The organism is Orrella marina, from assembly GCF_003058465.1.
GTDB classification, from domain to species: domain Bacteria; phylum Pseudomonadota; class Gammaproteobacteria; order Burkholderiales; family Burkholderiaceae_B; genus Algicoccus; species Algicoccus marinus.
Genome location: NZ_CP028901.1, coordinates 141,680 through 167,583 on the forward strand (window position 1 = coordinate 141,680; position 25,904 = coordinate 167,583).

Genomic DNA, 25,904 nt, shown 5'->3' on the forward strand with positions numbered 1-25,904 from the left:
AGGTGTGATGCGTTCGGGGGGTGAAGACAGATCAACTAAAGCACAACAGATCCGTTCCTATTCTGTAGCTTCCCCTGTGACCGGATGCTATGTATGCATGTGGGGGCGGTCTGTTCGACTAAACTTGGCAATCTTTAACGTTTTGTTACGTTTGTGACATGTCATGCTTGAGGCGTGTCGCAAGTCGTTGTGTCTCGAGTCGTTTGTCCACTGGAAACCTGATGTCGCTGTTCACGCTTACGCTGGTCGTGCTTGCCTCCTTTGTTCACGCGACCTGGAACCTGCTTTCCAAGCGTGCAGCCAGTGCCGGACCGGCGTTTGTGTTTGTCTACACGGTTGTTGCGTGTGTGGCTTACGGCCCCTGGGTTGTCTATCTGTTCCTCGATCATGTCATGCCCTGGGGCATGCCAATGATGCTATGCATTCTCGCCAGTGGTTTTCTGCATCTGGCGTACAGCCTGTTCTTGCAGCGTGGCTATCAGGTGGCAGACCTCTCGGTTGTGTATCCCGTCGCAAGAGGGACCGGGCCTTTGATCTCGACACTTGCCGCGTTTCTCATTCTGGGCGAGCCCGTCACGCTGGCGGGGATGGTCGGTCTTGTGGCAGTGGTGCTCGGGATTGTGCTGATCAGCACTCGTGGTCGTCTGGCAATGTTGCTACAACCCGAGGCTAGAGTCGGCGTACGCTGGGGAGCAATGACTGGCTCCATGATTGCGGGTTATACCGTGGTGGATGCCTATGCAGTCAAGGTCGTGGGAGTGCATCCGGTGGTGCTGGACTGGTTTGGAAACCTGATCCGGATGATCATCCTGTTCCCCTATGTGCTCAGAAACCGGTCGGAATCGGTTCTGCGCATGCGAGGCAAGTGGGGATTGGGCGTTGCAGTCGGACTGCTATCACCACTTTCCTATATTCTGGTCCTGTGGGCCTTGCGACTCGGCGCTCCGTTGAGTGTGGTGGCTCCAGCCAGAGAGATGTCGATGATGGTGGGCGTCATGATGGGGATGGTCATCCTGAGAGAGCAGGTGGGCTTCTGGCGAACATTCGGTTGCGGGCTGGTCGTGTTTGGCGTGGTGGCACTGGCCAATGTGCATGCCGGCTGATAGGCTTGATCTCGGAAGCGGGGAGTGCGGGATTGTCTTGCGGGCTGACGGGGCAGTCTTTGAGCTGGCAAAGAATGACTTGCTTTGTGGGGATAAGGCGACACTTTTGTACTGATTTTTAAGAGAATTCACAGGTTTTAATAGGCTTGACATCCTCCTGGGGTTTATCATCATTCCATTTTTCTGATTCCGGCCCGGATCGGTTCTCTCGCAAGGCGAGTCGCCTCTTGTTGATTTGCATTGCGCTTGTCTGTTGAACATGTCTGCTGAGTGTTGTCGCTGTAAGTTGCCACTGTACGTTGCCACTGTAAGTTGCCACTGCACTGCACCTGCGTTTGCAATGTTTCTTTTCTGAATCCGGATCTCCAGCACCGCCTATGGCCCGTCTGCGCGTTGAGTCTCTCACTAAAGTCTATCCTTCGGTTATTGCCAATGAGGATGTGAGTCTGCGAGTGGATGCGGGTGAGATTCACGCCGTGCTCGGCGAGAATGGTGCGGGCAAGTCCACCCTCATGAAGATGATCTACGGTGTGACAACGCCCACTCGGGGCAAGATCTTCTGGGAAGACGAAGAGATCCAGATCGCCAGTCCTGCTCAGGCCAGAGCGCTTGGCATCGGCATGGTGTTTCAGCATTTTTCTTTGTTCGAGACGCTCACTGTTGCCCAGAACACGGCACTTTCTTTGCCAGGGCATTTGTCCTTGTCAGAGGTCTCACGCCAGATCACAGACGTATCCGAACGCTACGGCCTTGCCGTCAATCCTGACCGGTATGTGCACGACCTGTCGGTCGGAGAGCGCCAGCGGGTCGAGATCATTCGCTGTCTCCTGCAAAAGCCCCGTCTGCTCATCATGGACGAACCGACGTCGGTTCTCACGCCCGCCGCGGTGGAGCGTCTGTTCGTGACCTTGCGCCAGATACGTGATGAAGGGTGCGCGATTCTTTACATCAGTCACAAGCTCGACGAGATCATGACGTTGTGTGACCACGCGACTGTCTTGCGTGGTGGCAAGGTTACCGGTGAGTGCATCCCTGCCAATGAAACGCCACAGAGCATGGCCAGAATGATGATCGGCCATGACTTTGATGTGCCGACTCGTCCCAAGTCTTTTGATGCGCGTCCGTTGCTACACGTCCGGTGTGACCGACTTGAACCGGCCGATCCGTATGGCGTGTCACTGAAGGGAGTCGATCTGGCGATCAAGGGTGGTCAGGTGCTGGGCATCGCTGGAATCTCCGGCAGTGGTCAGGAAGAGTTGTGCCGCCTGCTTGGCGGCGAAACAGCCGTGTCGCAGGAGCAGATTGTGTTTGATGGCGAGAAGATCGGCCATCTTGGCCCCAGGGCCAGGCGGGCCAGGGGCATCTGCTACGTGCCTGAGGACCGTCAGTCGACCGCTGCTCTCGGTACGCTGACGCTGGCTGAGAACGCACTACTGACGGCTGCAGACCGGGTTGGCCTGACCGAATCCGGCATGCTCAAGCGCTCACGCATCCGTGAGTTTGCCAAACAGTGCATTGAGAAATTCAGGGTCAAGGCGCAAGGGCCTGAAGCCCTTGCCCAGTCGCTATCGGGTGGCAACCTGCAGAAGTTCATCGTGGGTCGCGAAATGTTGCAGAGTCCGCGCGTGCTGATCTGTGCCCAGCCCACCTGGGGGGTCGATGTGGGCGCGGCGGCCTTTATCCGTCAACAACTGATTGATCTATCCAGAGGAGGGTGTGCCGTCATCGTCCTGTCTGAAGAGCTCGATGAGTTGTTTGAGGTCAGCGATGAGATCTGTGTGATCGCGGGCGGTGAAATATCACCGGTGCGTACAGTGGGACAAACCAGTGTGGAAGAGATCGGAACCTGGATGAGTGGGCTGTGGGATCGTGACAGTCGGGACAGTGGTGGCAGCGATCGCAACCGTGAAGAGGTTAACCATGCTGTGGCTTGAGCAGCGCCCGGTTCCCAGCGACAAGATGCGCTGGCTGTCGCCGCTGATCGCGGTTGTACTGACCGTACTCACGGGACTGCTGATGTTTGCGCTGCTGGGCAAGGACCCCTGGCAGGGTTTTGAGGTGTTCTTTATCAATCCGCTCAAGTCCACTTACGCCATCAGTGAACTGGTGCTCAAGGCGACCGCGCTTGCGCTGTGTGCGGCCGGACTGGCAGTGGGGTTTCGCGCCAATGTCTGGAACATTGGCGCAGAAGGCCAGTTCATCGTGGGCGCCATTTGTGCGACCGTTGTAGCCGTCCATATGGGCAGCCATCCCGGTTTCACGCTCGTCCTGATGGTGGTGGCTGGCCTGGCTGGAGGGGCGGCATGGGCGGCCATCCCGGCGTTTCTCAAGACGCGTTTCAACGCCAGTGAGATTCTCGTCTCGTTGATGCTGGTCTATGTGGCCGACTTGCTGGCATCCTGGCTGGTGTTTGGTCCACTCAAAGATCCGATGGGGCTTAACTTTCCGCAAACAGTCATGTTCGAGTCCGAGGCATTGCTCCCCATTCTGGTGCAGGGTACTCGACTGAATCTGGTGCTTGGTTTTGTGCTGATTGTCCTCATGGCGACTTACATTCTGATGTACAGAACCCATCTTGGATTCAAGATGCGGGTTGCCGGTGAATCGCCCAAGGCTGCCCGCTACGCCGGGGTGAGTGCAAAAGCCATGGTCTGGCTTGGGTTGCTCATTGGTGGTGCCTGTGCCGGTCTTGCCGGCATGGCCGAGGTGGCCGGACCCATGGGCCAGTTGACTGACAAGATCAGCAATGGATACGGGTTTGCTGCCATCATCGTGGCGTTTGTGGGGCGACTGCATCCGCTAGGGATCGGGCTGGCGGCCTTGCTGATGGCGCTTTTCTTTATCGGTGGAGAACAGTCCCAGCAGTATCTGGGATTGCCTGGATCGATTTCCATGGTGTTCCAGGGCATGCTGCTTTTTTACTTGCTGGCATCGGATGTGCTCATCCGGTTTCGCATTCGCTGGGGACGGGAAGGTCAATCTCCAGCACCTCCTGCCGCCAGCGCCCGGGTTCCTGAAGATGGAGCGACCACGTGAGTATCAACCTGTTCGAGTCCATCCTGTTTGCGACGATTGTGGCGGGGACGCCGTTGTTGCTGGTTGCCCTGGGTGAACTGGTGACCGAGAAGTCAGGCATGCTGAACCTGGGTGCAGAAGGGTTGATGTCGGTGGGCGCTGTGTCGGCATTTGCGATTGCACTGACCATGGATTCAACGGTGGCCGGACTCGTCGCCGGCATGGTGGCAGGGATCTTGCTTAGTCTTGTCTATGGCTTCATCACCATTCATTTGATGGCCAACCAGGTAGCAACAGGTCTGGCGGTGGCCATCTTCGGAGTGGGGCTGTCTGCGTTTCTGGGCAAGCCGTTTGAAGCCAAGGTGCTGGAGGCCGTACCCAGGACCGTGGTGCCTTATCTGTCGGATCTGCCTTTGATCGGACGGGCGTTGTTTGCCCAGCAATGGATGGTGTATGTTAGCTGGGTGCTGCTCGCACTGATCATCTGGTTTCTTGCGCGAACACGGGCCGGACTGGCTTTGAAGGCGGTTGGAGAGTCTCCTGTGTCCGCGCATGCGATTGGCCTGCCTGTGATCAGAATCCGGTACTTTGCCGTCATGTTTGGCGGGGCGATGGCCGGGCTTGGCGGCGGGTTCATATCTGTATTTCATACACCGATGTGGACTGAAGGGATGATTGCTGGCAAAGGCTGGATTGCACTGGCATTGGTGGTGTTTGCCACCTGGCGTCCGTCCAGAGTGCTCCTGGGCGCGTATTTGTTTGGGGGCGTGATGATTTCGCAACTGTTCTTTCAGTCGTCTGAGGTGCAAATCGAGATTCCCTCCCAGTTTCTGTCGGCCTTGCCGTATCTGGCGACCATTCTGGTCCTGGTGCTGATCTCCAGTAACGTCAAAATGATTCGCATGAATTCACCCGCCTCTCTAGGTAAACCGTTCTTGAAGGAAAACGCATAATGAAACGACGCATGATCTTGAAGGCAGGCCTTGCCGCTGCCGCAACTTCCATGATGCTGCAGGCGCCCATGGCGCTGGCTGACGATCCAGCCAAGATCGGCTTTGTCTACGTAAGCCCGATCGGTGATGCCGGCTGGACCTACCAGCATGACCTTGGCCGTCTGGAAATGATCGACAATCTGGGTGACAAGGTCACCACTACGTTCGTGGAGAGCGTGCCGGAAGGTGCGGATGCCGAGCGTGTGATCCGTGAAATGGCGGCAAGTGGTCATGATCTGATTTTTGCCACCAGCTTTGGATACATGAACTACGTGGAGCGTGTGGCCAAACAATTCCCCAACGTGCGTTTCATGCACGCCACGGGCTACAAGGGCGGTCCAAATTTTCTGAACTACAACGCCCGCTTTTACGAAGGCCGTTACCTGACCGGGATCATCGCGGGTGAGATGACCAAGTCGGACATCCTGGGCTACGTCGCAGCCTTCCCGATTCCTGAGGTTCTGCAGGGTATCAATGCCTTCACACTGGGTGCCCAGAGCGTTAATCCTGACATTCAGGTTCGTGTGATCTGGGTCAATAGCTGGTATGACCCGGGCAAGGAGCGTGAGGCTGCCCAGGCACTGATCGCCCAGGGTGCTGATGTGATCACCCATCACACTGACTCGACCGCTGTGGTGCAGGCTGCCCAGGATCAGGGCGCTTATGCAGTGGCCTATCATTCCGACATGTCCAAGTACGGCAAGGATGCTCACCTGACGGCTACCACCCATCACTGGGGGCCGTACTACACCGAGATCGCCGAGCGTATGCTGGAAAAAGAGGGGATGGGTGAGTCGATCTGGGGTGGTTTTAAAGAGGGTTTTGTGGAGCTGGCTCCCATCAACCCGGTAGTACCCCAGGCGGTTCAGGACAAGGTTGCTGAGGTGACCGAACAGATCCGTGAGGGCGAGTTCCATCCCTTCACCGGCCCGATCATTGGTCAGGATGGCAAGGAAGTTCTGGCTGCCGGTCAGACCATGACCGATGAGCAACTCGGCAAGATGAACTTCTACGTCAAGGGCGTGAATTCGAAGTTGCCGAAGTGATGTCTGACGAACCATGAGTGTGCGAACGTAACGCAACGTACAAGAACGTACAGGTTCGTCAGCAAGTGCCCTCCCAGAGGGCAGCCAGGTCAGGCGAGATGTCTGGCCGGTTAGTGACAAATGCACAAGGCCGATTTCCCGTGATCGGCCTTGTGCATTTGGTGCCTGTTCTTCTAGGTGCTTGTCTTATGTGTGAGGACTATGCGGGGGGGGGGAAGGTCGTACAGGGCAAGTCCAACATTGGTCTCTTGCTTTGCAGGAGTAACAACAGCGTGGTGGTTGAAGGCGCATTGCGCGACAAGGTCCAGCCCATCGCTTGATTCCGGATCCGTTTCCGACAATGTAGACGGCAGCGACACGGAGAAATTCCTGCCGTGATAGATATTGCGCTGTTGTGGGCCGATCGGATATGACGTTCAGCGTAAGTCATGGCTGAGTCGAAGATGTTCACTTTCGCCGCAAAGAGGTCCATCATGCTAGGTTCTCGTCTGTAGACGTGGACGGAGTGTTTTGCTGGCGGCGCTCAGCAGCGGCAAGGTAACTGGTCCATGTTAACGACACTATCCAGAACCGGAAAGGACGAGACACAGGACATGCCAACATCCCACCCCATTCATGCACTTTGCGAGCAGCGTTACTTCGAAGACTTTGTTGTTGGAGAGGTCTTTAATAACCCATCACGCACCATGACCGATGCCATCTTTGCTGCATTTCAGTTGGCCAGTGGTGACAACCATCCGATTCATTACGATGTCGAGTTCTGCCGGGCTCACGGCATGCCGCACATGCTTGCACACGGGTTTCAGGTGGTGATTCAGACTGCCGCAGGTGCCGGGCTGTTTCCACACATGGTGGAAGAGTCCTTGAAGGCGTTCCTGGAGCAAAGCAGCAAGTTCCTGAACCCCGTGTATGTGGGTGACACCCTGTACAGCAGTCTTCAGGTATCCGAGCTGATTCCGGGACGTACAACCGGTGTGCTGGTGATGAAAACGACCGTGCGTAACCAGCGTGACGAAGTGGTGCTTGAGGGTGAACATCGCTATCTCCTGAGAAAGCGAAACCCGACACAGTGAGGGTCGGGACTGGCAAAGTAGCCGAGAGGACTGCCGGGTAGTCTGGTCGAGGGATTCAGGCTGAGGTTTGGCGGAGGTTTGTCGAATGTCACCAGAGGTGTCAGGCACAGGCAGTGAGTCGTATCAAAACAAGCTGACCCGCAGAAGTGCGGGTGCAGGCAAGGGGAGACAAAAAGATGTTCAAGCCATTGAAAGGCATTCGGGTCATTGATCTGAGCAAGGTGCTCGCTGGGCCGCTATGTGCTCAATCTCTCGGTGACATGGGGGCCGATGTCATCAAGGTGGAGCCGCCGGGTGTCGGGGATGATACCCGCGCCTGGTTGCCCAAGAAGAATGGCGAATCAGCTACGTTCATGTCAGTCAATCACAACAAGCGCAGCCTGGCGCTGGATCTGAAGTCGGAAGCTGGCCAGAAAGTCCTGCACAAGCTGGTAGCCGATGCGGATGTGGTGATTCAGGGGTTTGGTGCCGGGACCGCCGAGCGACTCAAGGTCGACGCCAAGACGTTGCAGGCGCTCAATCCGAGGCTGGTGTATTGCGAAATCTCCGGCTATGGAAGGGACGGCCCATTGGGCAAGGAGCCTGGCTACGATGTGATGCTGCAGGCCTTTGGCGGTTTGATCAGCACCATCGGACAACCTGATGGCGAGTATGCACGAGTGAGCTTCTCACCTGTGGATCTGGGCACTGGCATGCATGCGACATCCGGTATTCTGGGTGCTTTGTTGCATCAGCAGCGAACCGGAGAGGGCGCTTACGTTGAAGTCTCGCTTCTGGACACGGCCGTTGGATTCATGGTCTATATGGCCCACAACCACTGGGCCAGTGACAAGGTGCCCAAGCCCATGGGAACTGCCCATCCCTCTCTGTGCCCCTACAAGATGTTCAAGACCGCAGATGGTCATGTCATGCTGGGAGTCGCCAACGATCGCGCATGGCGACGCTTCTGCGAAGTCGCCGGTATGCAGGCGCATGTTGATGACCCCAGGTTTGTCACTAATGCTGACCGCGTCACCAACTTTGAACAGACCAATGAACTGGTTGCGACCTACATGGTCAATGACACCTCGGAGAACTGGATCCGCAAGTTGCGTGACGCAGGCGTGCCAATCGCACCCATTCACACGCTGGATCAGGCGCTGTCAAACGAGCAGGTGCTTGCCAGACAAATTGTGACAAGCCATCCCCATCCCACTGTGGGAGACCTCAAGCACGTGAGCTATCCGGTGACTTTCAATCATGATCAGAGAGGACCTGTCAGCGTGCCCCCGTTACTGGGTGAACACTCGGTTCAAGTGCTGGCGCAGGCGGGATTCAGCGAAGAACAGATCAATACACTGATTGAGCAGGGAGTCGTTCAACACGTGGGGGACAGGACGGCCTGAGTGATCTCGACCTGAGTGATCTCGACCTGAGTGATCTTGACCGCGCCCCGTCGACCTGGTGTCGGTGGTTTTGATGGCATGGTTGCCTGTCAGACAGGGCAGGGGGCCGTTTCAAGGGGCTCCCTGCAGACAGTCACCCAGGTCACCCGATAGCCAGACGGCTGGGTAGTCAGGTGATCGGCGATCTCCCACAGGCCAGATGCGTCGCGACGGGTGAGTGGCCGACTCAGTCTGCCACACAGACCTGGTTACGCCCCTGACTCTTGGCTTTGTACAGCGCCCGGTCAACTTTGCGCAGCAGATACTGGTAGTCAGGATGGCCGTTGTAGCTGGTGAGCCCGATACTGACAGTGGCACGAATGCTTTGCTGATTTGGAAGCGTGAAGAGATTATGCTCGATTGACTCTCGCAGGCGCTCAGAGAGTTTTTCTGCCTGAGCGGGTGAGACGTCGACCATCACCACCAGGAACTCCTCGCCACCCATGCGAAACACAAAGTCTCCGCCACGACTGCGTGCCAGAATGAGGCTTGCAATATCCACCAGCACACTGTCGCCCGCTTCGTGCCCATACTTGTCATTGATTGCCTTGAAGTGATCAATGTCGATGGATGCCAGCGTGAATGATTTCTGGTGCTGTCTCGAAAACTCGATCTCACGCGTCAGGATCGATGGCAGGAACCGGCGGTTCAGCAGACCCGTCATCACATCCTTGCCTGATTCGACTTCCAGGCTCTTGGCAAAGAGTGTGTTCATCTGGGCAAGGATGTTGTCTGCGAGCCCTTTGGTTCGATGAATCAGTTCATAACGCTTTACGTTGCCCAGCTCAGGCTCGCACAGCGATGTCAGACATTCTTCGTCGATCTGGGTCATCGCGTTTGATATCAGATCGACCTCACCCGCGCCTTGAAAGGCGTACATGCCCTTGTGGCGAAACCAGAGTCCGAACTCTGATTCACGGATCCGGGGCAGGCGGCTGCGGTCACTGGCCACGGCCGCTTCAAACATGAAACGGCTCTGCCAGTCGAGCACCCCGGCACGCTGTCGCTCTCTCTCGGTTGCCAGGTTTTCTGTGAGCGAGAACAGGCGGTAGGCCTCGCTGCTGCGCGTCTTCTGGTCAATCGAGGTGGCGTAGGCTTCGCTCATGGCCTCCATGGAAAGATCCATCAGTCGACCAAACAACTGTATGCATTGAAGGCGTTTTTCCAGTGGTTCGTCGTACAGCATTGACTTTTGCTCAAACTCGCGCTTGAGCAGGCGTGCGCCTTTGAGCACAATGCTGACCGGTACGCCGGTCCTGGCATGCACCTCTCCCACTTTGGACTGGCGTGCGTAAATCGTCCCGATGCTTGCCCGGGAGTCAGGGGCGGACATCTGCTTGATCCAGTCCTGCAAGGAATCGTGAAGCCGACTCTTGACCTGCTGGTGATTCAGGAAATGCTGTGCCTGCGAGTCGGCCATCAAGGTCGTATAGAAAGTCGTCGCAAAATCCTGAGCGTATTGCTGGGCAATCCCGGACATGTGTTCGACACGTTCCTGATCGAATGAATCCAGAATATCTCGCCAGTCTCGCTCAAATGTCTGAGAGGGCATGTCAGCTGATTTGAAAAGGAGGAAATGGGTAAATGGGGAAAAGGCTAACCTGCAAGCTTAACAGGTTGCACTGCATTGCAGTGCAACATCAGTGGATACTTGTTTTTAGTCAGGATTTTTTTATCTGAGTGGAAGTTTCAATATATCAAATTGGTCGTGTGATGCACACTTGCCCGCGCATTCCCCTTCCTGGTCTGACTGGTTCGCGTGCGAACTGTCAGGCGAAGCCGACCGGACAGGAGGAGGTCATGCGGGAAGTTTGATTTTTGTCCTGGCTTTTGCGCGGGCTTTGCGGGCGTGCCCTGCGCTCTCTTGGGTATCGACATCGGCACGTACGGTCTCCAGGGTTGGACTGCCGACGCTGCCGAGAAAGTAGACCCGATGCCAAAACAGGGAGCGTTCATAAGCATGGGAAATCGAAATATCTCAATTTCATCCCATAAAAAGGAATGTTTTGCTTTCTTCCTTAAAAATAAGTAATATTTAGTATTGATGTTGTTAAAACATATCCGCCTGTGAGTGATCGCAGACTCACTCCTTGGTGCGTCGGTGAGTGAGTTGACGAATGTTATGCGACTGGCATGAGGTCAGTCGCATTGACTTAGCCACTGAGCCATTTTTTATGGTCGCTTCAATCAAGTTCCTTTCTTTCAGCCACTCTCTTTCAGCCACTCTCTTTCAGCCACTCTCATTTAGTCACTCCCAGTCATGCATGCTCGGCTATTCGTAGCCTCTCGCTCATCTATCTCTCGTGATGGCATTCCACCACTCGCCACCACCCCGATTCGTAGTCTTCAACCCAGTCAGATGCCTTGTCGTGATTACCAACCAAAACCTCTCACCTGTTCATCTGTTCTACGTTGCGATTGATTGCAAGTCCGTGAAGACCAGTTTTCTAGCAGCGAGTTTCTGAGTCGCACCGTGTTCACCGCTGATGCTCCCTCGGCCGCTGCTGTCGTCTTGCTGCGAGCAGGCGCATCGCCATCTGCTCGCAGCTGAACACTCAGCGAACCAGCACTCGTGACCCGGTCAGCATTTCAGTGTCTGTCTCAGCAAGCCTCCTGGCTCCCCGGCTTCCTGTCCAATCATCCTTTTGTTATCCGAACCATGTCATCCGACTTGCCTCACAGAAATCTCGACGTCACATTTGATCCCAGTCTGCGCTCACTATGCGTTTCGTTTGCTGGTATGTATCCCGGTCGAACTGATGCAGTTGGTGCCCGGTCCTGTGTCAACTACCGGTTTTTTTCACCATGAAGAATCATGAACAATCTATTGCAGACGAGTCAGAACCCGCAAGCGAAGGTATCAACGAAGCAGAAAACTCCTCTTTGTCTCTTGAGGGCGTGACAGTACCGGAGCGGCAGTCCGATGCCGCTTGGGCCGAGGGCGCTCGCAAAGCGAATCCAGTGCTTCGAATCATTGCAGGCGATGATCAACCTGCTGCCAACGCTTTAAAGCTTCATCCACTGGCATCATGGCTTGCGTTCGGGGTACTGCTGGCCGCCGCCGTACCTGCACCCTCACACGCAAAGATGCCTGCGCCGAGTCAATCCTATTTCGCAACGGCGGAACGCTCTCATGTTCCAGTGACCCGCAGAAACGCCGCTCGTCCTCCAGTCAGACCGTCCCCGGTGCGTTCGTCTGGCACGAGTGGTTCGACGGCCCGGCGGCGTCAGGTCGCGATTGCTGCTCTCGCAGAGACTGGTTTTGTGTCCGATGGCGAGAGGCAAGGTGTCGGTGACCCAAACGACCAGGGTCCGGTCACCGACACTGCGCCGAGTGGCGCAATGACCGAGAGCCCCCGGGATGCTGAAGGGGTCAAGGGCACTGACGAGCAGGTGCTCGCCTCAGGCGTGTTCAGTCCGATCAAAGTTGTCGCCAGTCCGCTGGATGACGAACCATGGACGACAGTCATTGGTCGGGAGAGGCTCGATCAGTGGCAGGTTCAGGACTGGAACCAGTTGGCTAACCGGGTCGACGCCGGGGTGAACTTCAACGCCACCGATGGCAGCATCAACATTCGGGGACTGGACAAGAACAGGGTTCTGACCCGCATTGACGGGGTCCGGCAGTCATGGCTGTCGGATATCCGGTATGGCTATGGAACGAGTGTTCGCGGTGGGCTGAGCAGCCTGGATTTCAATGCAGTGTCCGACATCACCATCCAGCGAGGGGTAGACTCTGCTGCAGCCGGATCGGGCGCCATGGCAGGCCTGGTCGACGTTCGGACACTCGAGCCTGAGGATCTGCTTGCAAAACCTCGCAGCCGGGGCGGTGTTGCTGCTCTGATCAAGACCGGTATGCAATCGGTAGATTCGAGCTGGCTGGTCAATGCGGCACTGGCTGGCCATGTCACAGACGACCTGACATGGATGCTGCAGGCCGGTGGACAGTTTGGCCATGAAACACACAATCGAGGGACCGAGGGAGGATACGGAGTCACCCGGTCGCAGGCGAATCCGGCCAACTACAGCCTGCAAAACTACATCCTCAAATTACGCCAGAAGTTCGAGGGCGGACACCGGCTTGGACTGTCTGGCACATACTTTGAGCGTCAGGACGACAGAACAGATCTGAGTGCATCGCTCACCTACTACTACCCTGGGCAGGTATTCACCAGCGATACAGTCAAGCGCAAGGCGATTGCACTGGATTACAACTGGGATGATCCTGCCGGCACAGGGATACTCGATTCAGTTGCACTCAATGCGTACTGGCAGCAAGCCGATCTTGAGACCCAGCTCGATGGCAACCGCATCAAGAGCTATGCTCGTGGCCGACTGAAATACCCGTTTGGGCCCTATGGGCGCCACTCAAGCATGCAGGAAACCACGCTTTCGGCCCAGGGGGTGGTTGTGAAGTCACTTCAAAGTGCCGCACTCAGGCAACGCTGGGAAGCCGGTGTGCAATGGTATGGAACGCGTCTGACCCAGTTTGCAGGCGCTTCTGATAACTGCCCTGAACCTGTCGCTCGCTCATGCCCATTCATCAAGGCCAATCAGGCCGACATGCCGAACTCCAAAGGCAACCAATGGGGACTCTGGTTGCAGAATCGCATGACGTTCGGCCAGTTTGAAGTGACGCCGACGCTGCGCTATGACTATTACCAGCAACGTCCTCAGAACACGTCTGACTTTGTGGCGAACCCTGCACACGTTCCCTTGCCTGATTCCTCAGGCGCAGCATGGTCTCCCAAGGTCCTGGTGGCATGGTCACCCTTGCCGGATTTCAGTGTGTACGCCCAGTACGCAAAAGGATTCACCGCTCCAACGGCGACGCAGTTGTTCAGTCGTTATGGAACGCCGCAGACCTATCTCTACAAGGGCAATCCGCATCTCAAAGCCGAGACCAGCCATGGCTGGGAAACAGGTGTTCGCTACGAAAGTGCCAGGGCAGGCGCTGCGCTGACCTACTTCGATAATCACTACAGCAACTTTATCCAGCAGGTTGTTGTAGCCGGGATGGACTTCAGGAGACCGTCGTATCCCATGCTGATTCAAGGTTTTGACAACCTCGAGAGCGTCCGGATTTACGGTGTTGAAGCAGGCGGTCACTGGAACTTTGCGCGTGGATGGCGACTGTCGGGCTCGCTGGCCTGGGCAGTCGGCAAGGACCTGGGTACAGACCGGTATCTCAACTCCGTTGCGCCACTGACCGCGATGCTGGGGGTGAGTTACTCGCAGGACACGTGGGGCGTGGCTGCTCAGATCAAGGCGGCAACGTCACGTTCGAATGTTGCGTACCCCACCAAGGGACCTCAAGGACAGGGCCCGGACTTTCAGGCGCCAGGGTACGGCATCGTGGATGTGACTGCTTACTGGTCGCCTGCGGAGGTCAAGGGACTGACGATTCGAGCTGGCGTGTACAACCTCTTTAACAAAACCTACTGGAACGCACTCGATGTTCCGTCTGGTGCCGGACGAGGCATGAGTCGACCTGTGGATCTGTACACGCAGCCAGGGATCAACTACGGACTGACGGTGACTTACCGTTATTGACGGGCAGAGGGTCGGTTGATGGTTGCTTGAAGGTTGCCTGAAGGTCACATGAAGGTCGCGTGAAGGTCGAATATCAGGCCGATACGTCCGGGATCGCTGGCTGACCTTCAAGCACAAGCCTGTTGCCCTATCACGTGATGGCCGATCCGATGATTGCCAGAACGGCCATTCGTACAGAATAGCCAGTCACTATCATTGCCGATCCCGGATCGGCAATGATTTCATGCCCCTGGTTGCATTGCCACGTGCCAGAGCTGGCTGTCCGCCTGATCACTTTTATAGTCGCATCCCGGAGTGCCGATATAGCATCAGCAGGTGTTGATCATGCGTATGATAGATAGCGATGAAAAACCAACAGAGACCCAACATGAAGACCTTGTGGCTTGTACGTCACGCTCAGGCTGTTCCGTATGAGGACAACAATCAGGACAAAGACCGTCGTCTGACTGATCTCGGAACCGAGCAAGCCAGCAAACTGGCCAGTTTTTTACAGGACGAGAATGTCAAGGTTGATCTGATGATTGTCAGCTCCGCCACCCGTACCCAGCAAACAGCCAACATCATTCAGCAATCGACTCAAGGTGTCGTCGGTTCGAGTCTGGTGGTGGATGATCTTTACCTGGCGACGCAGGACGCTTTGTGGGAGATCGTGACTCAGGTGGATGACGCTACCGAGTCGCTGATGATCGTCGGACACAATCCGGGACTCGAGATGCTGGCGGTACGCTTTCTCCCCTCCTTGACGGGACTCGGTACCGGGGATCTCGTCAAAGTCCGTTTCGACTGCTTGTCCTGGGCAGAGGCTGGACCAGATGTGGTGACCGAGGCACGTCACATCTGAGCAGCAGGGTCTTTAGTAAAGGCGCGGCAACTGCATTTTTCCGGGGGTTGAACCGGAGTCCGACGGCTTGTCGAGTGCTGCACTCCCACAGACCCTGTGTCTGGCCGGATCTCAGAGGCGACTCAGTGGCCTGAGTCGCCTGTCCGGGGTTCGTTGGTTTAGTGGCCGTGTCCGTGACCTTGCCCTTGACTCATTCCCATGCCGTGGCTACCCATGTTCTGACCACTGCCGCTTCTGGGTTGGTAAGTCGGCGGCATCACTTCGAATTCGACGGTTGCTGGCTGGGCTGCGTCGAAGTTCAGAACCAGCGGTATATGGTCATCAGGTTTGAAGGGTTCCTTTAGCCCGATGAACATGATGTGGTATCCACCCGGTTCCAGTTTGACCTCGCCTTTGGCCGGCACAGGAATACCCTGTACTTCGCGCATTTTGGCGACACCGCCTTCGCGCACAATGGTGTGCAGTTCGATGCGGTCAGCGCGGTCACTGTCGATGCTCACGAGTTCCAGGGGCTGGTCTGACTGATTGGTGATCGTCAGGTAGCCAGCACCGTTTTTTTGTCCGGGCACGGAACCGCGAATCCAGCTGTCGCTAAAGGACGTGATTGATTCCTGGGCGAACGCGCCGGATGCGAACGTGGACAGGGAGAGGGCCGCTGCAGCGGCAATTGAGACTAAGCGTGACATGATTAAAACTCCAGCAATAAGCGGAAATACTCAGCAGAAAAAATTCAGCAGAAATAGTTCGACAGATAAGAATCAGCAAAGTGAGTCAGACTCACATTGATCAATGTTGCGTACTGACTCAGGCTGCAGGAGGGGCTCTGGGGAGTGCGCCCGGCCACGGTTGCGTGCTCGGCGGATCATTGAGTGCCAGGACCCTTGTGAAAAGAAGGCCAGGGTCTTCCGCAAAAACAAGGCTCGGGTTGGGGCCTGGAAAGACATCTTGATGGCTGCTTGCACAGAGCAGGCAGTGATCCGCAAGGAAGATGCCATCAGCGGGAGCCTCTGACCCGGACAGTCCGGTTTCCGACGGCTCGGCGGCTGATCGAAGATCGATGTACTTCAACCCGGTTGCCGTGCAGACCGCCACCATCCATCGATCATTGATGGTCGAGTCGGCTAGCATGACATGGCTGAACGCTGGCGCAACCATCTTCAACAAGATGGCCGTCAGTAACCAGAGACCAAACAGACGCTGGCGTTTGCGCGTGAACATTCCCATCCCCAGATTGTAAGTCGGATCTGCATCCGACGAACGAGCACGGGCGTGTGCGACTCACCTGTACCCGGTGTCCGTGCGTTGCGCTACGTTCTCCCAAGTTATTCTGCGTGGCAGTGCGGCCTTTTGTTCTGGCTCAGTGTCGCGGCGGGTTGCCGTACCAGGTCGAGCGTCAGCCCCTTCCATGTCGGCTCCTTCCATATCAGCCCACTTCTGAGCCGAACTTCTGTCATCCATACACGTGACACATGTTCGCAGAGGTGGGGTTCGGCTCGTACATTAACCAGACCAGAGCGAGCAGGGCGACCATGAGCACCAGAAACAGCTTGCATCCCTTGCCGCACGTAAAGTTCTCCCGGCCAGGACTTCGCTCATTGTCTGGGCCAGCGGGGGGTCTCATCGGGCTCATCTCTGCTGCGCGGGTTCAGGCGCGGGTTCAGGTCCAAACAGATCTCCGCCGAGTCCGGCCTTGATGGTCTTGACGGTGAGTACGGCGACGAGGAAAGAGAGGGCGGCCAGCAGTCCGACCGAGAGGATAGCCAGACCTGCGTACTGAGTCAGCGTAAACATCCGGATCGCTGCGAGCGTGAGTGCTGCCACCGGAAACGCGTAAGCCCATCCCGAGACAAAGAATGGCAGGCGCATGAATCGGGTGAGGTTGCTTGCCAGCAGCAAACCAATGAACAGCCCTGTGTAGAAGAGCACCCGTGTCAATGTTGTCAGTCCATTGGTTTCCAGAGCATGCAGTGCCAGAAATCCGACTGCTGGCGGTGCCAGCAAGATAAAGAGTGTCGGCTGCAGTCGGGAAGCCAGTGGCTTGTGAAAGATCAGACGTGCGATGACGATGGTCATCATGATCATCCAGAACACGAAGCCCGTGCTGAAGAAGAACCAGCTCAGCTCCACGTAGCCCAGTGGTACCCCGGCAACCGGGATCAGCATGTTACCCACCACCGGGATGAACCACGCGGGGTTGACGTGACCCGGTTGAAACCGCTCCTGATGCAGCCAGCTGTTCACAGTGGCCAGTGTGCTCACAAGCATCCCGATCGTGCCTGTCGCCCACAGAAAACGGGCAATGCCATCGTAGGCAGGTAACCAGAGTTGGGCCAGCAGGATTGCGCCAATCGGAATCGTCGCAAAAAAATTGAGTTTGACAGGGTGCTCGAACTCGGCCCGGACGGCTGGGAAGTACCACGCAGTTTTGAAGGTGTACGCCAGAACAAGCCCGAGAAACAACACTGTCGTGAACACCCTGAGGACCGCGCCGATCGCATCAGCACCCGCAACGCCGATCTGCCCTGCGGCCATCCATGCCAGTGTCAGCCCCGCGAATCCCATCACGGATGCAAAAAGATTGACCGGAAAGTGAACCAGTGTGCTGTCAGCCAGTATATGACGCCCGGCATTGTCCTGACCTGTGTAAACAGACTGACTGGTGCGGTTCGGATCGGTGCTCATGGGGTTCCTCGAATGTCATGAAGCAAACCTTGTTCAGGCTTGTCTGTGATGTCGCTGGCAGTACCTGCGGGACCATCAACGCACTTGTGCAACATGATTCTGGCCGCCTGGCCGTGGCTAGACATTGCCCTGGCACTCAATGCCGGCTATGGCTGGTCAGGTACTACCAAGTAGATAAATTTATTATAATATATAAATAAATATAACAAAAGAATTGAAACTATCCATTGGGCTGAGTGTTTCTATGCACAGTTGTGATGGAAGGGGACTGAACGTGTACAGGCCAGTCGTTGGCATGGGGATATCGATGGTTCGTAGCCCCTCAAGCGCGGGGCGCTGCACGGGTGCAGTTGAGTAAGTACGGGAGAAGAGGCGCCGGCACGAAAGAGCCCGAGGAAAGTGGACCAGTGCAAGGCGGACTAACCCCGTGACGCAACTTGCCTGCAGGTTTGTTTGCCTATTTTCCTGCCGGGCACGGGCCTGCTGGAGTCGCAGATCCTTCTGGGGGGGTGTTGCTGGCAGGAGAAGGAGGCAATCCAGGCGGGGGTGGTGGGGCTTGATGTCCTGTCTGATACGCTACCTGGACCAGATGTGAGGGATGCATTGATATGGGTTGATCCAGATCTGGATTTAGGGGAACGGGCTTGTTCATAAAGCGATGTTTTGCACCAAAATAGAGCAACAAGCCCTTAAACGAAGCGAATTTGACCGTTTTATTGCAAAATTAGTGACTTCGGCCCTGATCTGGTGCCCGGATGTGTAAAAATCTGCACCGTTCCAGAAATTGATCTCGCCTTCAGGAGAAACAGGATGAAATATGACTCCGAACAGGAGTTTCTTCAGTATGTCGCCCAGCGCAATCCCGGGCAGCCTGAGTTCATTCAGGCCGTTACGGAGGTTATTGACAGTCTTTGGCCTTTCATCAAGAAGAACCCGCATTACGCCGATCAGGGTCTGCTTGAGCGTCTGGTAGAGCCCGAGCGTGTGGTGATGTTCCGGGTGTCATGGATCGACGATCACGGTGACGTTCAGGTCAACCGTGGTTACCGGATTCAGCACAGCTCTGCGATCGGTCCGTACAAAGGTGGCCTGCGGTTTCATCCTTCGGTGAACTTGTCGATCCTGAAGTTTCTGGGGTTTGAGCAGACATTCAAGAATGCACTGACCACGTTGCCCATGGGCGGCGGCAAGGGTGGCTCGGATTTTGATCCGAAGGGCAAAAGCAAAGGCGAGGTGATGCGCTTCTGTCAGGCGTTTGTCACCGAGCTCTATCGCCACATCGGTGCTTCCACGGACGTGCCTGCCGGCGATATCGGCGTGGGTGGTCGTGAAGTGGGCTTCATGGCTGGTATGTACAAGAAACTCAGTAACCGTTCTGATTGCGTCTTCACCGGCAAGGGTCTGAGCTTTGGGGGATCCTTGATCCGTCCCGAAGCAACAGGCTACGGAACAGTCTACTTTGCTGAAGAGATGCTCAAGACCCGGGGCCGGTCATTTGAAGGTCTGCGTGTGAGCGTCTCGGGATCCGGTAATGTCGCCCAGTACGCGATCGAGAAAGTCATGGCGCTCGGTGGCAAGGTCGTCACGGTTTCCGACTCCAGTGGAACAGTGGTTGATGAGGATGGTTTCACCCGTGAAAAGCTGGCCATTCTGATGGAAATCAAAAACGACCTCTACGGCCGGGTCAGTGACTACGCCACGCGTATTGGCGCTCAGTTTGAGAAGGACAAGCGTCCCTGGTATGTGCCGGTGGATGTGGCGCTGCCTTGTGCTACCCAGAACGAGCTGGACGAGCAGGATGCCCGTACGCTGGTCGCCAACGGTGTTGTGTGTGTGGCAGAAGGTGCCAACATGCCTTCTTCGATGGCGGCAGTTCGCGTCTTTGAAGAGAATGACGTGCTGTTCGCACCCGGCAAGGCCAGCAATGCGGGGGGTGTGGCGACGTCCGGTCTGGAAATGAGCCAGAATGCTGTGCGCATGCCGTGGCCACGAGACGAAGTCGATACCCGTCTGCTGCAGATCATGCAAGGTATCCATAGTGCCTGCATCCAGTATGGCGAGCGCCCGGATGGCCGCATCAGTTATGTGGACGGGGCCAACATTGCCGGCTTTGTGAAGGTGGCAGACGCGATGCTGGCCCAGGGCGTGGTCTGATTCTTTTGTCGCCTGACAGGTGTTCAGTGCGGGGCGCAATCCAGTTCGGATCGCGCCCCGTATTTGATTGAAGGCGAGCAGCTTCAATGGCTTGCACCATCAGGGAGCGCGTGCTTCGCCCGCAATCAGTGCCAGATCCTGGCACCGAATAATCTGCAACCAACTCCGGTGCTGTCACCCGCGGTGTGCACGTGTTCTCAGGTTGTAGCGGTTCCCGCCTCCACCTGCTCATATCCGGGCATTTTCTCGATCGCACGCTTTCTCGACCGTACATTTCCAAGTCTGTGCACTTGTGCACTTGTGCAATTGCGCACCTGCGCACTTGCGGCGGTGGACGGGTTTTCTGAAAAGGATGCCAAGGATGCTGGGATAGCTTTTCGGGAGTGTGAGCCGATTTTTCTGTTACATCAGTACCTTCGCCAGATCTCCACGGACTGAGCAGAAGCCGGGCGGATTACGTTCGATATCCTGTGTTGTCAGTCGGGCTCAAACCTGGCTTCATCTTCAAGCTGGCGAGTCCCGCACGATTCTCGCAGATGTCAGCAGGGGTGGTTGCGTAATACTTGATCAATATCATTTTTATATCATCAAGGTACCGTTAATATAGTGTTGTTTTTTTTGCATATCAATCATTATTTATATCAATGACATAGCTCTGATTTGCTATGATGCAGTGCACAATAACTGAATTTCAAGCACGCCGACCCGTATCATGACTGTCATAATGTGAGAGTCAGTCAGTAGCTTCAAATGGTAGTTTCATGCGGTGGGTAGTTTTATTCGGTGCCGCAGGCTTGCCGGTTCGACTTACGTACTTTCCCGGCATTTTCATGGCACTTTCCCGATTCGTGTTCTGTGAGTTCTTTCCTTGCTAACCGCCGGATCGTTTGAGCGCAGGCTGAGTTCGAGAGCGGGCCGCAGATCTGTGGCGTGAAGCGGAATCTGACGTGTCCCCAGTCTCTGTTTCCCCTTGCTCTGAACCTTGCTCATATACGACGAGATGTCAGGCGGATCTCTCTCAATTTTCTGGTGATCCGACTGTTCCAGGCACCGGGCGATGCAGCTTCTCCTGCTCTCTCATCCTCTGGATCTCGGGACCACTATTCATTTGATCATCGCCAGGCAAGGCGCCACGTGCCGTCTTGCCGAGTCTTGCAGGAGTGTTTGCGTATCCGCCATGCCCACAAACAAACGTCTTTCTTCTGGCCTTGACACCCGAGTCGACAAATCGACTCAGGTGACGGGCGACTGGGATTTGACCGTGCGCCATCAGGCTCGCGTCATCCTGCTGGTCAGTAGTGTGGCTGCCGGCTGGCTGGGATTGTTCGGTCTGTTAGGCTTGCGGGACCTGGGTGAACCGCTGGCGCCGTATCGATTTGTGGCACCGCAAGTCTCGATTGCGTTACTGGGTGCCTCGCTTTCATTGGTGATAGCACAGTTGCGCCCTGAGTTTGCCCGGCCGCTTGCGGTACTGGCTGCGCTGATGACTGTGCTGACCCTGGTGGCAGGTCGGGGACTTTCCTTGTGGCAAAGCCACTGGCTGAGTTTTGAGGTGCTGGGCTACGTGATTGTCTGGGTCGCCATATGCTCTGTGTGGGTGCTTGGGGACGCCAGAAGGTTGCTGCTGTATGCCTGGCCGGATCGTGCCAGCATCGTGATGACTGTGCTGGGCACGCTCTTCAGTATCGGTGGGGCCTACTGGCTGGTGGCGCAAGAGTCCAGACAGACCCAGCGCATGGTCGAGACCCGGGTCGAAGAAATTGCCGAGACCCTCAATGACTCCCTGAAGGAGTCGATCGCGGTGTTCTCCAGGATGGCCGAGCGCTGGAACAGTCTGGATCATCCACCTTCTCTTTCTTACATCGATCTGGAGTTCCTCAGCTATCTGCGGGACATGCCCCATGCCAGCACCATTGTTGCACTCGATGCGAATCTTGATCTCGTCCACGGCAGGCCAGACAGTACGCAAGGGTACGAGGATATGCGTCACCTGGTCAGCGAGGATGCGCCGTCACAGATGCTTGCCCAGATCCGTGACGAGGGGCGAGTTGACCTGATCACGCCGCACCTTTCTCCGGATCCGGACCGGGTCGGGTTCGTAGCCGCCGGCTGGGGCAATGACAAAGATTGGGGCGGGATCGTCCTGACCACACTGGATGTGCCCAAACTGGTCGAGCGGGCGTTTCATCTGCGTCAGGTGCCATGCTGCCTGGAAGTACTCAGTGAGGGAATTCCTGTTTTCCAGAAAACCCGGAGCTCACAACAGGACCTGGGCACGCAGGCGGGCACAGGGTCGGGCAGCACGACTGGTGCTGACGAGACTGACTTGAAGATTTACCTGGCGAGTACGTCGTTTGAACTCTCTGGCGAGAATTATCAGGTGCGTTACTGGATCAACCCGTCCGAACCTCTGAGCATGCAAAACCCGTTTGCGCTTGTATTTCTGGGTCTGGGACTGGTGTTCACCTTCATTGTAAACAATAGCCAGAGGCTGGCATACATCGCCAATGCGCGCGCCAGACAGGTGCAGCACCGGGCATTACATGATGTCATCACCGAACTGCCTAACCGCCAGATGCTCGAACAGTACCTGGAGGGCTACTGTCAGGAGCACCGGCATTGCGAGCGACCCGTATCCTTGCTGTTGTTGTCGATGGAGGGGTTGCGACTGATCAATGACTCGATTGGTCATGCCGTGGGCGATGGGCTGTTGCGTGCGACAGCAGCCAAGGTCCGGGAGCGGGTGCCACACACGTCGATGGTGGCAAGGATTGACGGCGGGCACTTTGCAATTTGTGTGCTCGGGCTGTCGCGCACTGAGCTCGATACACTCGCCGCAGACCTGGTCCATGCTGTTGCTGAGCCAGTGAGGGTCGAGCCGCATCTGTTGCGCGTCAGTTCGGTTATCGGTATTGCGTCCAGTATTCCGAATGCAATCGATGCCGGCTCGCTGTTGCGGCAGGCCGATCTGGCCATGCTCGAAGCCCGCAAGCTCGGACGTGACACATGGTGTCATTACACCGGAGATCTGGGTGCTGCGGTGTCTGAGCGCATGTCGATCTCGACTGACCTGCAAAATGCGGTGCAAGACAACCAGCTCACACTCCATTATCAGCCAGTCGTTGACGGGTGGACCGGTGCCATCGTCGGCTACGAAGCGCTGATGCGCTGGTATCACCCCAGTCACGGTTTCATCCCGCCAAACCGGTTCATTCCGATGGCGGAGGAGTCTGGACAGATCGTGGAACTCACTCAATGGGCCCTCGATTGTGCAGCGCGTGCTGCCACCCGCATGAATCAGGGGTTGCCACATGACATCTACGTTGCTGTCAATATTTCCACGCTGGTGTTTCGCAGGACGGATTTTGTGGAGCGGGTCACGGATGTACTGAAGCGTCACAACATTCCGGCCCGGTGGCTTGAAATCGAGATTACCGAGAGCATGCTGCTTGACGACTTTGCGAGTGCAATCGAGAAGCTGCGAGAACTCGGGGCGCTGGGTGTGCGGATTGCGCTCGATGATTTCGGGACGGGCTACTCCAGCCTGAACTACCTCAAGCGACTGCCTATTCACAAGATCAAGCTCGACCGGTCATTCGTTAACGATATTGTGGAGGATCCGGCCGATGCCGCCATTGCCAGAGCAGTGCTGGCAGTGGCCGGGCTGCTCAAGCTGACGGTGATTGTCGAGGGAGTGGAGACTGAGCGCCAGTTTGCCTTCCTCAAGCGCCTTCGGTTCACACAATTCCAGGGTTACCTGTTCGCCAAGCCTCTGCCCCTGGAGACGGTGCTGGCCAGTCTGCTCGCTGCAAGTGGCTATCAGGTCTTGCCTGATGCCGCACAGCCCAGTCAGGCGCGCTCGGTGTTGCTGATCGGAGCCGAATCAGTGTCACACAAGACACTCGAGATGTTGTTCTATCAGACCCATTTCCGGGTTCTGCAGGCCCACAGCACGGCCGACGCGATGGCTCAGCTTGCCACCAGTCCGGTAGACGCCCTGATCTGTATTCAGCCCTCGTCAGGTGAACAGACACGGTCCCGGATCATCGATCTGTTCGGGCGTGTACGGCATCTGCATCCGCAGACCCGACGTGTGCTCGTGGCCGATGTCAGCGTTCGCGAGTCGCTGGTCGATGCACTAAGCGACGGCGATATTGAACGTATGCTTGCGCTGCCGCTCGATCCCGACAGTCTGCTTGATCTCATCCGCAATGACCTGGGCAGGTGAGTGCCCGGCCCGTACCTGAAGCATGTGTTCCAGAGGCATACATTTCCTGAGTGAATTCTCAGGTCCTCGAGCAAGTGTTAACGTCTGACCTTTCGACTGCTTTATGTTTTCGGGCGCTTTGTCTGCGATCTCCGTTTGATCCAGGCACCGTCCCGTATGGCACAGGGCAGGATTGCTGTGTGGACCCAGTGAGTATGCCTCAATGAGTGGAATGGTTTCTTCGGACTGGTCTTGACGATCCATGGGTTCATGGTCTTGCTTTACGCGAGCGCTTCCGGGGGCTGGAGGTAATGGAATTCAGCCTTGTCCAGACTTTTTCTTCCACTGTTGTGTGTCAAGATGTTTATCGTGATTTTCTGCCTGTTTGAGTCCGCCCCGCGTACCAGGTGCTTGCTGCAAGTGAGGCCAGCCTATGCCTGAAGCCGGCTTGTATCTTGCCATGAGCCATCCGATTGTCATCGCCGTCGTCGCAGGGGGGCTGATTGCGATGTCCAGAATTGGATATAGCCGCAGACATGAAATGATCTGCTTCGGTGTGAGCTACCTGGCTTATAGCCTGGCGATGGTGCTTCAAGTGTGGCCTCCTGCACTGCCACGTCCGCTCAATGTCGGGCTCAGTGCCGTCATCTATCTGGCTGCTGTGCTGATGTTCTGCGCAGCGCTGGCGTCCATTTCGGACAAATCCTATCCATGGCGTGCTGCCCTGGTGCTGGTTGTCGTGGCGATCTGTTTGCGGGTTTACTTCGCTTACTCGGGCGCATCCAGTCTGTATGTGACGGCTACGCTGCATATGGCAGCTTCTCTTCTCTTTCTTCATGTTGTGTGGCTGTCACGACGGCTCAGAGCGGGGTTCTGGGCCGACAGGCTGTTGTGGTATTCGCTGCTGCTATTTGCACTGACCATGCTGCCTCGCCTTATGTGGATGATTGACTACAAGGGCAACGAGTACGGGGTTGACCTGTCGACATACTGGGTGGTGACCCAGATCACCTTCACGGTCTTCCTGTCGGTCGTCGCCATGTCGCTCATGATGTCCGTCATGCACCGCCGTCTGTTGCTTGAGCGCGAACTGAGCGAGATCGACTTTCTGACCGGGTTGCATAACCGTCGCGGGCTGTCTATCAAAGTGGGGGAGCGGCTCAAAGGTGTTCAGTGTTACTCCGTGATTGTGATTGACATGGATTTCTTCAAGCGGATCAATGATACGCACGGGCATGCGATGGGCGATCAGGTGCTTGTGCAGGCTGCTGATGTGATCCGCGCCACGATGCGTGCGTCGGATCTGCTGGCCCGCGTCGGTGGAGAGGAGTTCGTGGTGGTCATGCCTGACACCGGAATCAGTGATGCGCAGACGATCGCACACCGCCTGCAACTTGCATTTGAACAAACGCCATTTGGCAGTTCGCGTATTCGCATCACCTGCACGGTGAGCATGGGGTTGGCCTGCTTCAAGGGAGACGTCTTGTTGCGACAGGGGTTGCCATTTGTCGATGAGTTACTGTTTGAAGCCAAGCAGGCAGGTCGCAATCAGGTCATTGTTCACCCGGGGGTCGTCAAGGACTTGACGCGAATGTCGACACCTGGGTCTGGCAGTTCACCAACTTTCAGTACCTGATCGATACCGGGGGGGACTGCTGTCGACACAATGGGGCGGCAGTCGAGGTTTGAGTGCCTCACCTATCTGATAACCTCGCTTGCTGCAGGATGTTTATTCCGATATATATAAGCCATACTTGAAAGTGGCGGGCGTTTCTTTACTGCGTGCGTTTCTTTACTACGGTCGTCACGTTATC

At 56.2% G+C, this 25,904-nt stretch carries 18 protein-coding genes; 14 read left to right on the forward strand and 4 right to left on the reverse strand.

What is annotated here, in order from left to right:
• Positions 1-221 precede the first annotated feature (221 nt).
• From DBV39_RS00680 to DBV39_RS00715, 7 genes are all read left to right on the forward strand, one after another.
• Positions 222-1,103 (forward strand): EamA family transporter, encoded by an 882-nt coding sequence (locus tag DBV39_RS00680; protein WP_108619913.1) that lies wholly within the window; start codon positions 222-224, stop codon positions 1,101-1,103.
• Between the two features lie 377 nt (positions 1,104-1,480).
• Complete coding sequence (locus tag DBV39_RS00685; RefSeq protein WP_108619914.1) at positions 1,481-3,037, forward strand: ABC transporter ATP-binding protein; 1,557 nt, start codon at positions 1,481-1,483, stop codon at positions 3,035-3,037.
• A complete protein-coding gene (locus DBV39_RS00690) occupies positions 3,024-4,139 on the forward strand; it encodes an ABC transporter permease (protein ID WP_108619915.1) in 1,116 nt (371 codons plus the stop codon). Before DBV39_RS00685 ends, DBV39_RS00690 begins: the two co-directional genes overlap by 14 nt.
• A gap of 2 nt (positions 4,140-4,141) precedes the next feature.
• Positions 4,142-5,071, forward strand: coding sequence for an ABC transporter permease (locus DBV39_RS00695; RefSeq protein WP_227870951.1), 930 nt, complete (start codon positions 4,142-4,144; stop codon positions 5,069-5,071).
• Positions 5,071-6,156, forward strand: coding sequence for a BMP family ABC transporter substrate-binding protein (locus DBV39_RS00700; RefSeq protein ID WP_108619917.1), 1,086 nt, complete (start codon positions 5,071-5,073; stop codon positions 6,154-6,156). The genes DBV39_RS00695 and DBV39_RS00700 overlap by 1 nt, the downstream gene beginning before the upstream one ends.
• 593 nt (positions 6,157-6,749) lie before the next feature.
• Positions 6,750-7,229 (forward strand): MaoC family dehydratase, encoded by a 480-nt coding sequence (locus DBV39_RS00710; RefSeq protein WP_108619919.1) that lies wholly within the window; start codon positions 6,750-6,752, stop codon positions 7,227-7,229.
• Positions 7,230-7,405: 176 nt separating this feature from the next.
• Entirely contained in the window at positions 7,406-8,614 is a 1,209-nt protein-coding gene (locus DBV39_RS00715) for a CaiB/BaiF CoA transferase family protein (protein ID WP_108623007.1), read from the forward strand.
• 226 nt (positions 8,615-8,840) lie between these two features.
• Here the strand turns inward: DBV39_RS00715 and DBV39_RS00720 are convergent, their stop codons facing one another.
• Entirely contained in the window at positions 8,841-10,205 is a 1,365-nt protein-coding gene (locus tag DBV39_RS00720; protein ID WP_108619920.1) for a GGDEF domain-containing protein, read from the reverse strand.
• 1,253 nt (positions 10,206-11,458) lie between these two features.
• On the opposite strand from DBV39_RS00720, the gene DBV39_RS00725 reads away from it, so the two are divergent.
• Entirely contained in the window at positions 11,459-14,206 is a 2,748-nt protein-coding gene (locus tag DBV39_RS00725) for a TonB-dependent hemoglobin/transferrin/lactoferrin family receptor (protein ID WP_108619921.1), read from the forward strand.
• Positions 14,207-14,573: 367 nt separating this feature from the next.
• Entirely contained in the window at positions 14,574-15,047 is a 474-nt protein-coding gene (locus DBV39_RS00730) for a SixA phosphatase family protein (RefSeq protein WP_159078704.1), read from the forward strand.
• Between the two features lie 158 nt (positions 15,048-15,205).
• Here DBV39_RS00730 and DBV39_RS00735 read toward each other — a convergent pair whose 3' ends face one another.
• The 3 genes from DBV39_RS00735 to DBV39_RS00750 form a co-directional block, all read right to left on the reverse strand.
• Positions 15,206-15,733, reverse strand: coding sequence for a copper chaperone PCu(A)C (locus DBV39_RS00735; protein ID WP_108619923.1), 528 nt, complete (start codon positions 15,731-15,733; stop codon positions 15,206-15,208).
• 118 nt (positions 15,734-15,851) lie between these two features.
• Entirely contained in the window at positions 15,852-16,265 is a 414-nt protein-coding gene (locus tag DBV39_RS00740; RefSeq protein ID WP_159078705.1) for a DUF2946 domain-containing protein, read from the reverse strand.
• A 408-nt stretch (positions 16,266-16,673) separates the two neighbouring features.
• The gene (locus DBV39_RS00750; protein WP_108619926.1) at positions 16,674-17,729 is read right to left on the reverse strand and encodes an SLAC1 anion channel family protein; all 1,056 of its coding nucleotides are present in this window, start codon (positions 17,727-17,729) and stop codon (positions 16,674-16,676) included.
• 48 nt (positions 17,730-17,777) lie between these two features.
• Between DBV39_RS00750 and DBV39_RS20185 the strand changes: the two genes are divergently transcribed.
• From DBV39_RS20185 to DBV39_RS00770, 5 genes are all read left to right on the forward strand, one after another.
• Positions 17,778-17,903, forward strand: coding sequence for a hypothetical protein (locus DBV39_RS20185; RefSeq protein WP_265416023.1), 126 nt, complete (start codon positions 17,778-17,780; stop codon positions 17,901-17,903).
• A 279-nt stretch (positions 17,904-18,182) separates the two neighbouring features.
• Positions 18,183-18,383 carry a hypothetical protein gene (locus DBV39_RS00755; RefSeq protein ID WP_108619927.1) on the forward strand — a complete coding sequence of 67 codons (201 nt, stop codon included), beginning with the start codon at positions 18,183-18,185 and terminating at the stop codon, positions 18,381-18,383.
• 156 nt (positions 18,384-18,539) lie between these two features.
• Entirely contained in the window at positions 18,540-19,883 is a 1,344-nt protein-coding gene (gene gdhA / locus DBV39_RS00760) for an NADP-specific glutamate dehydrogenase (RefSeq protein WP_108619928.1), read from the forward strand.
• A 1,177-nt stretch (positions 19,884-21,060) separates the two neighbouring features.
• Positions 21,061-24,111, forward strand: a complete 3,051-nt coding sequence (locus DBV39_RS00765; RefSeq protein ID WP_159078706.1) for an EAL domain-containing protein — start codon at positions 21,061-21,063, stop codon at positions 24,109-24,111.
• Positions 24,112-24,523: 412 nt separating this feature from the next.
• On the forward strand, positions 24,524-25,726 hold the full coding sequence (locus tag DBV39_RS00770) for a GGDEF domain-containing protein (RefSeq protein WP_108619930.1): 1,203 nt from the start codon (positions 24,524-24,526) through the stop codon (positions 25,724-25,726).
• The last annotated feature ends 178 nt before the right edge of the window (positions 25,727-25,904 follow it).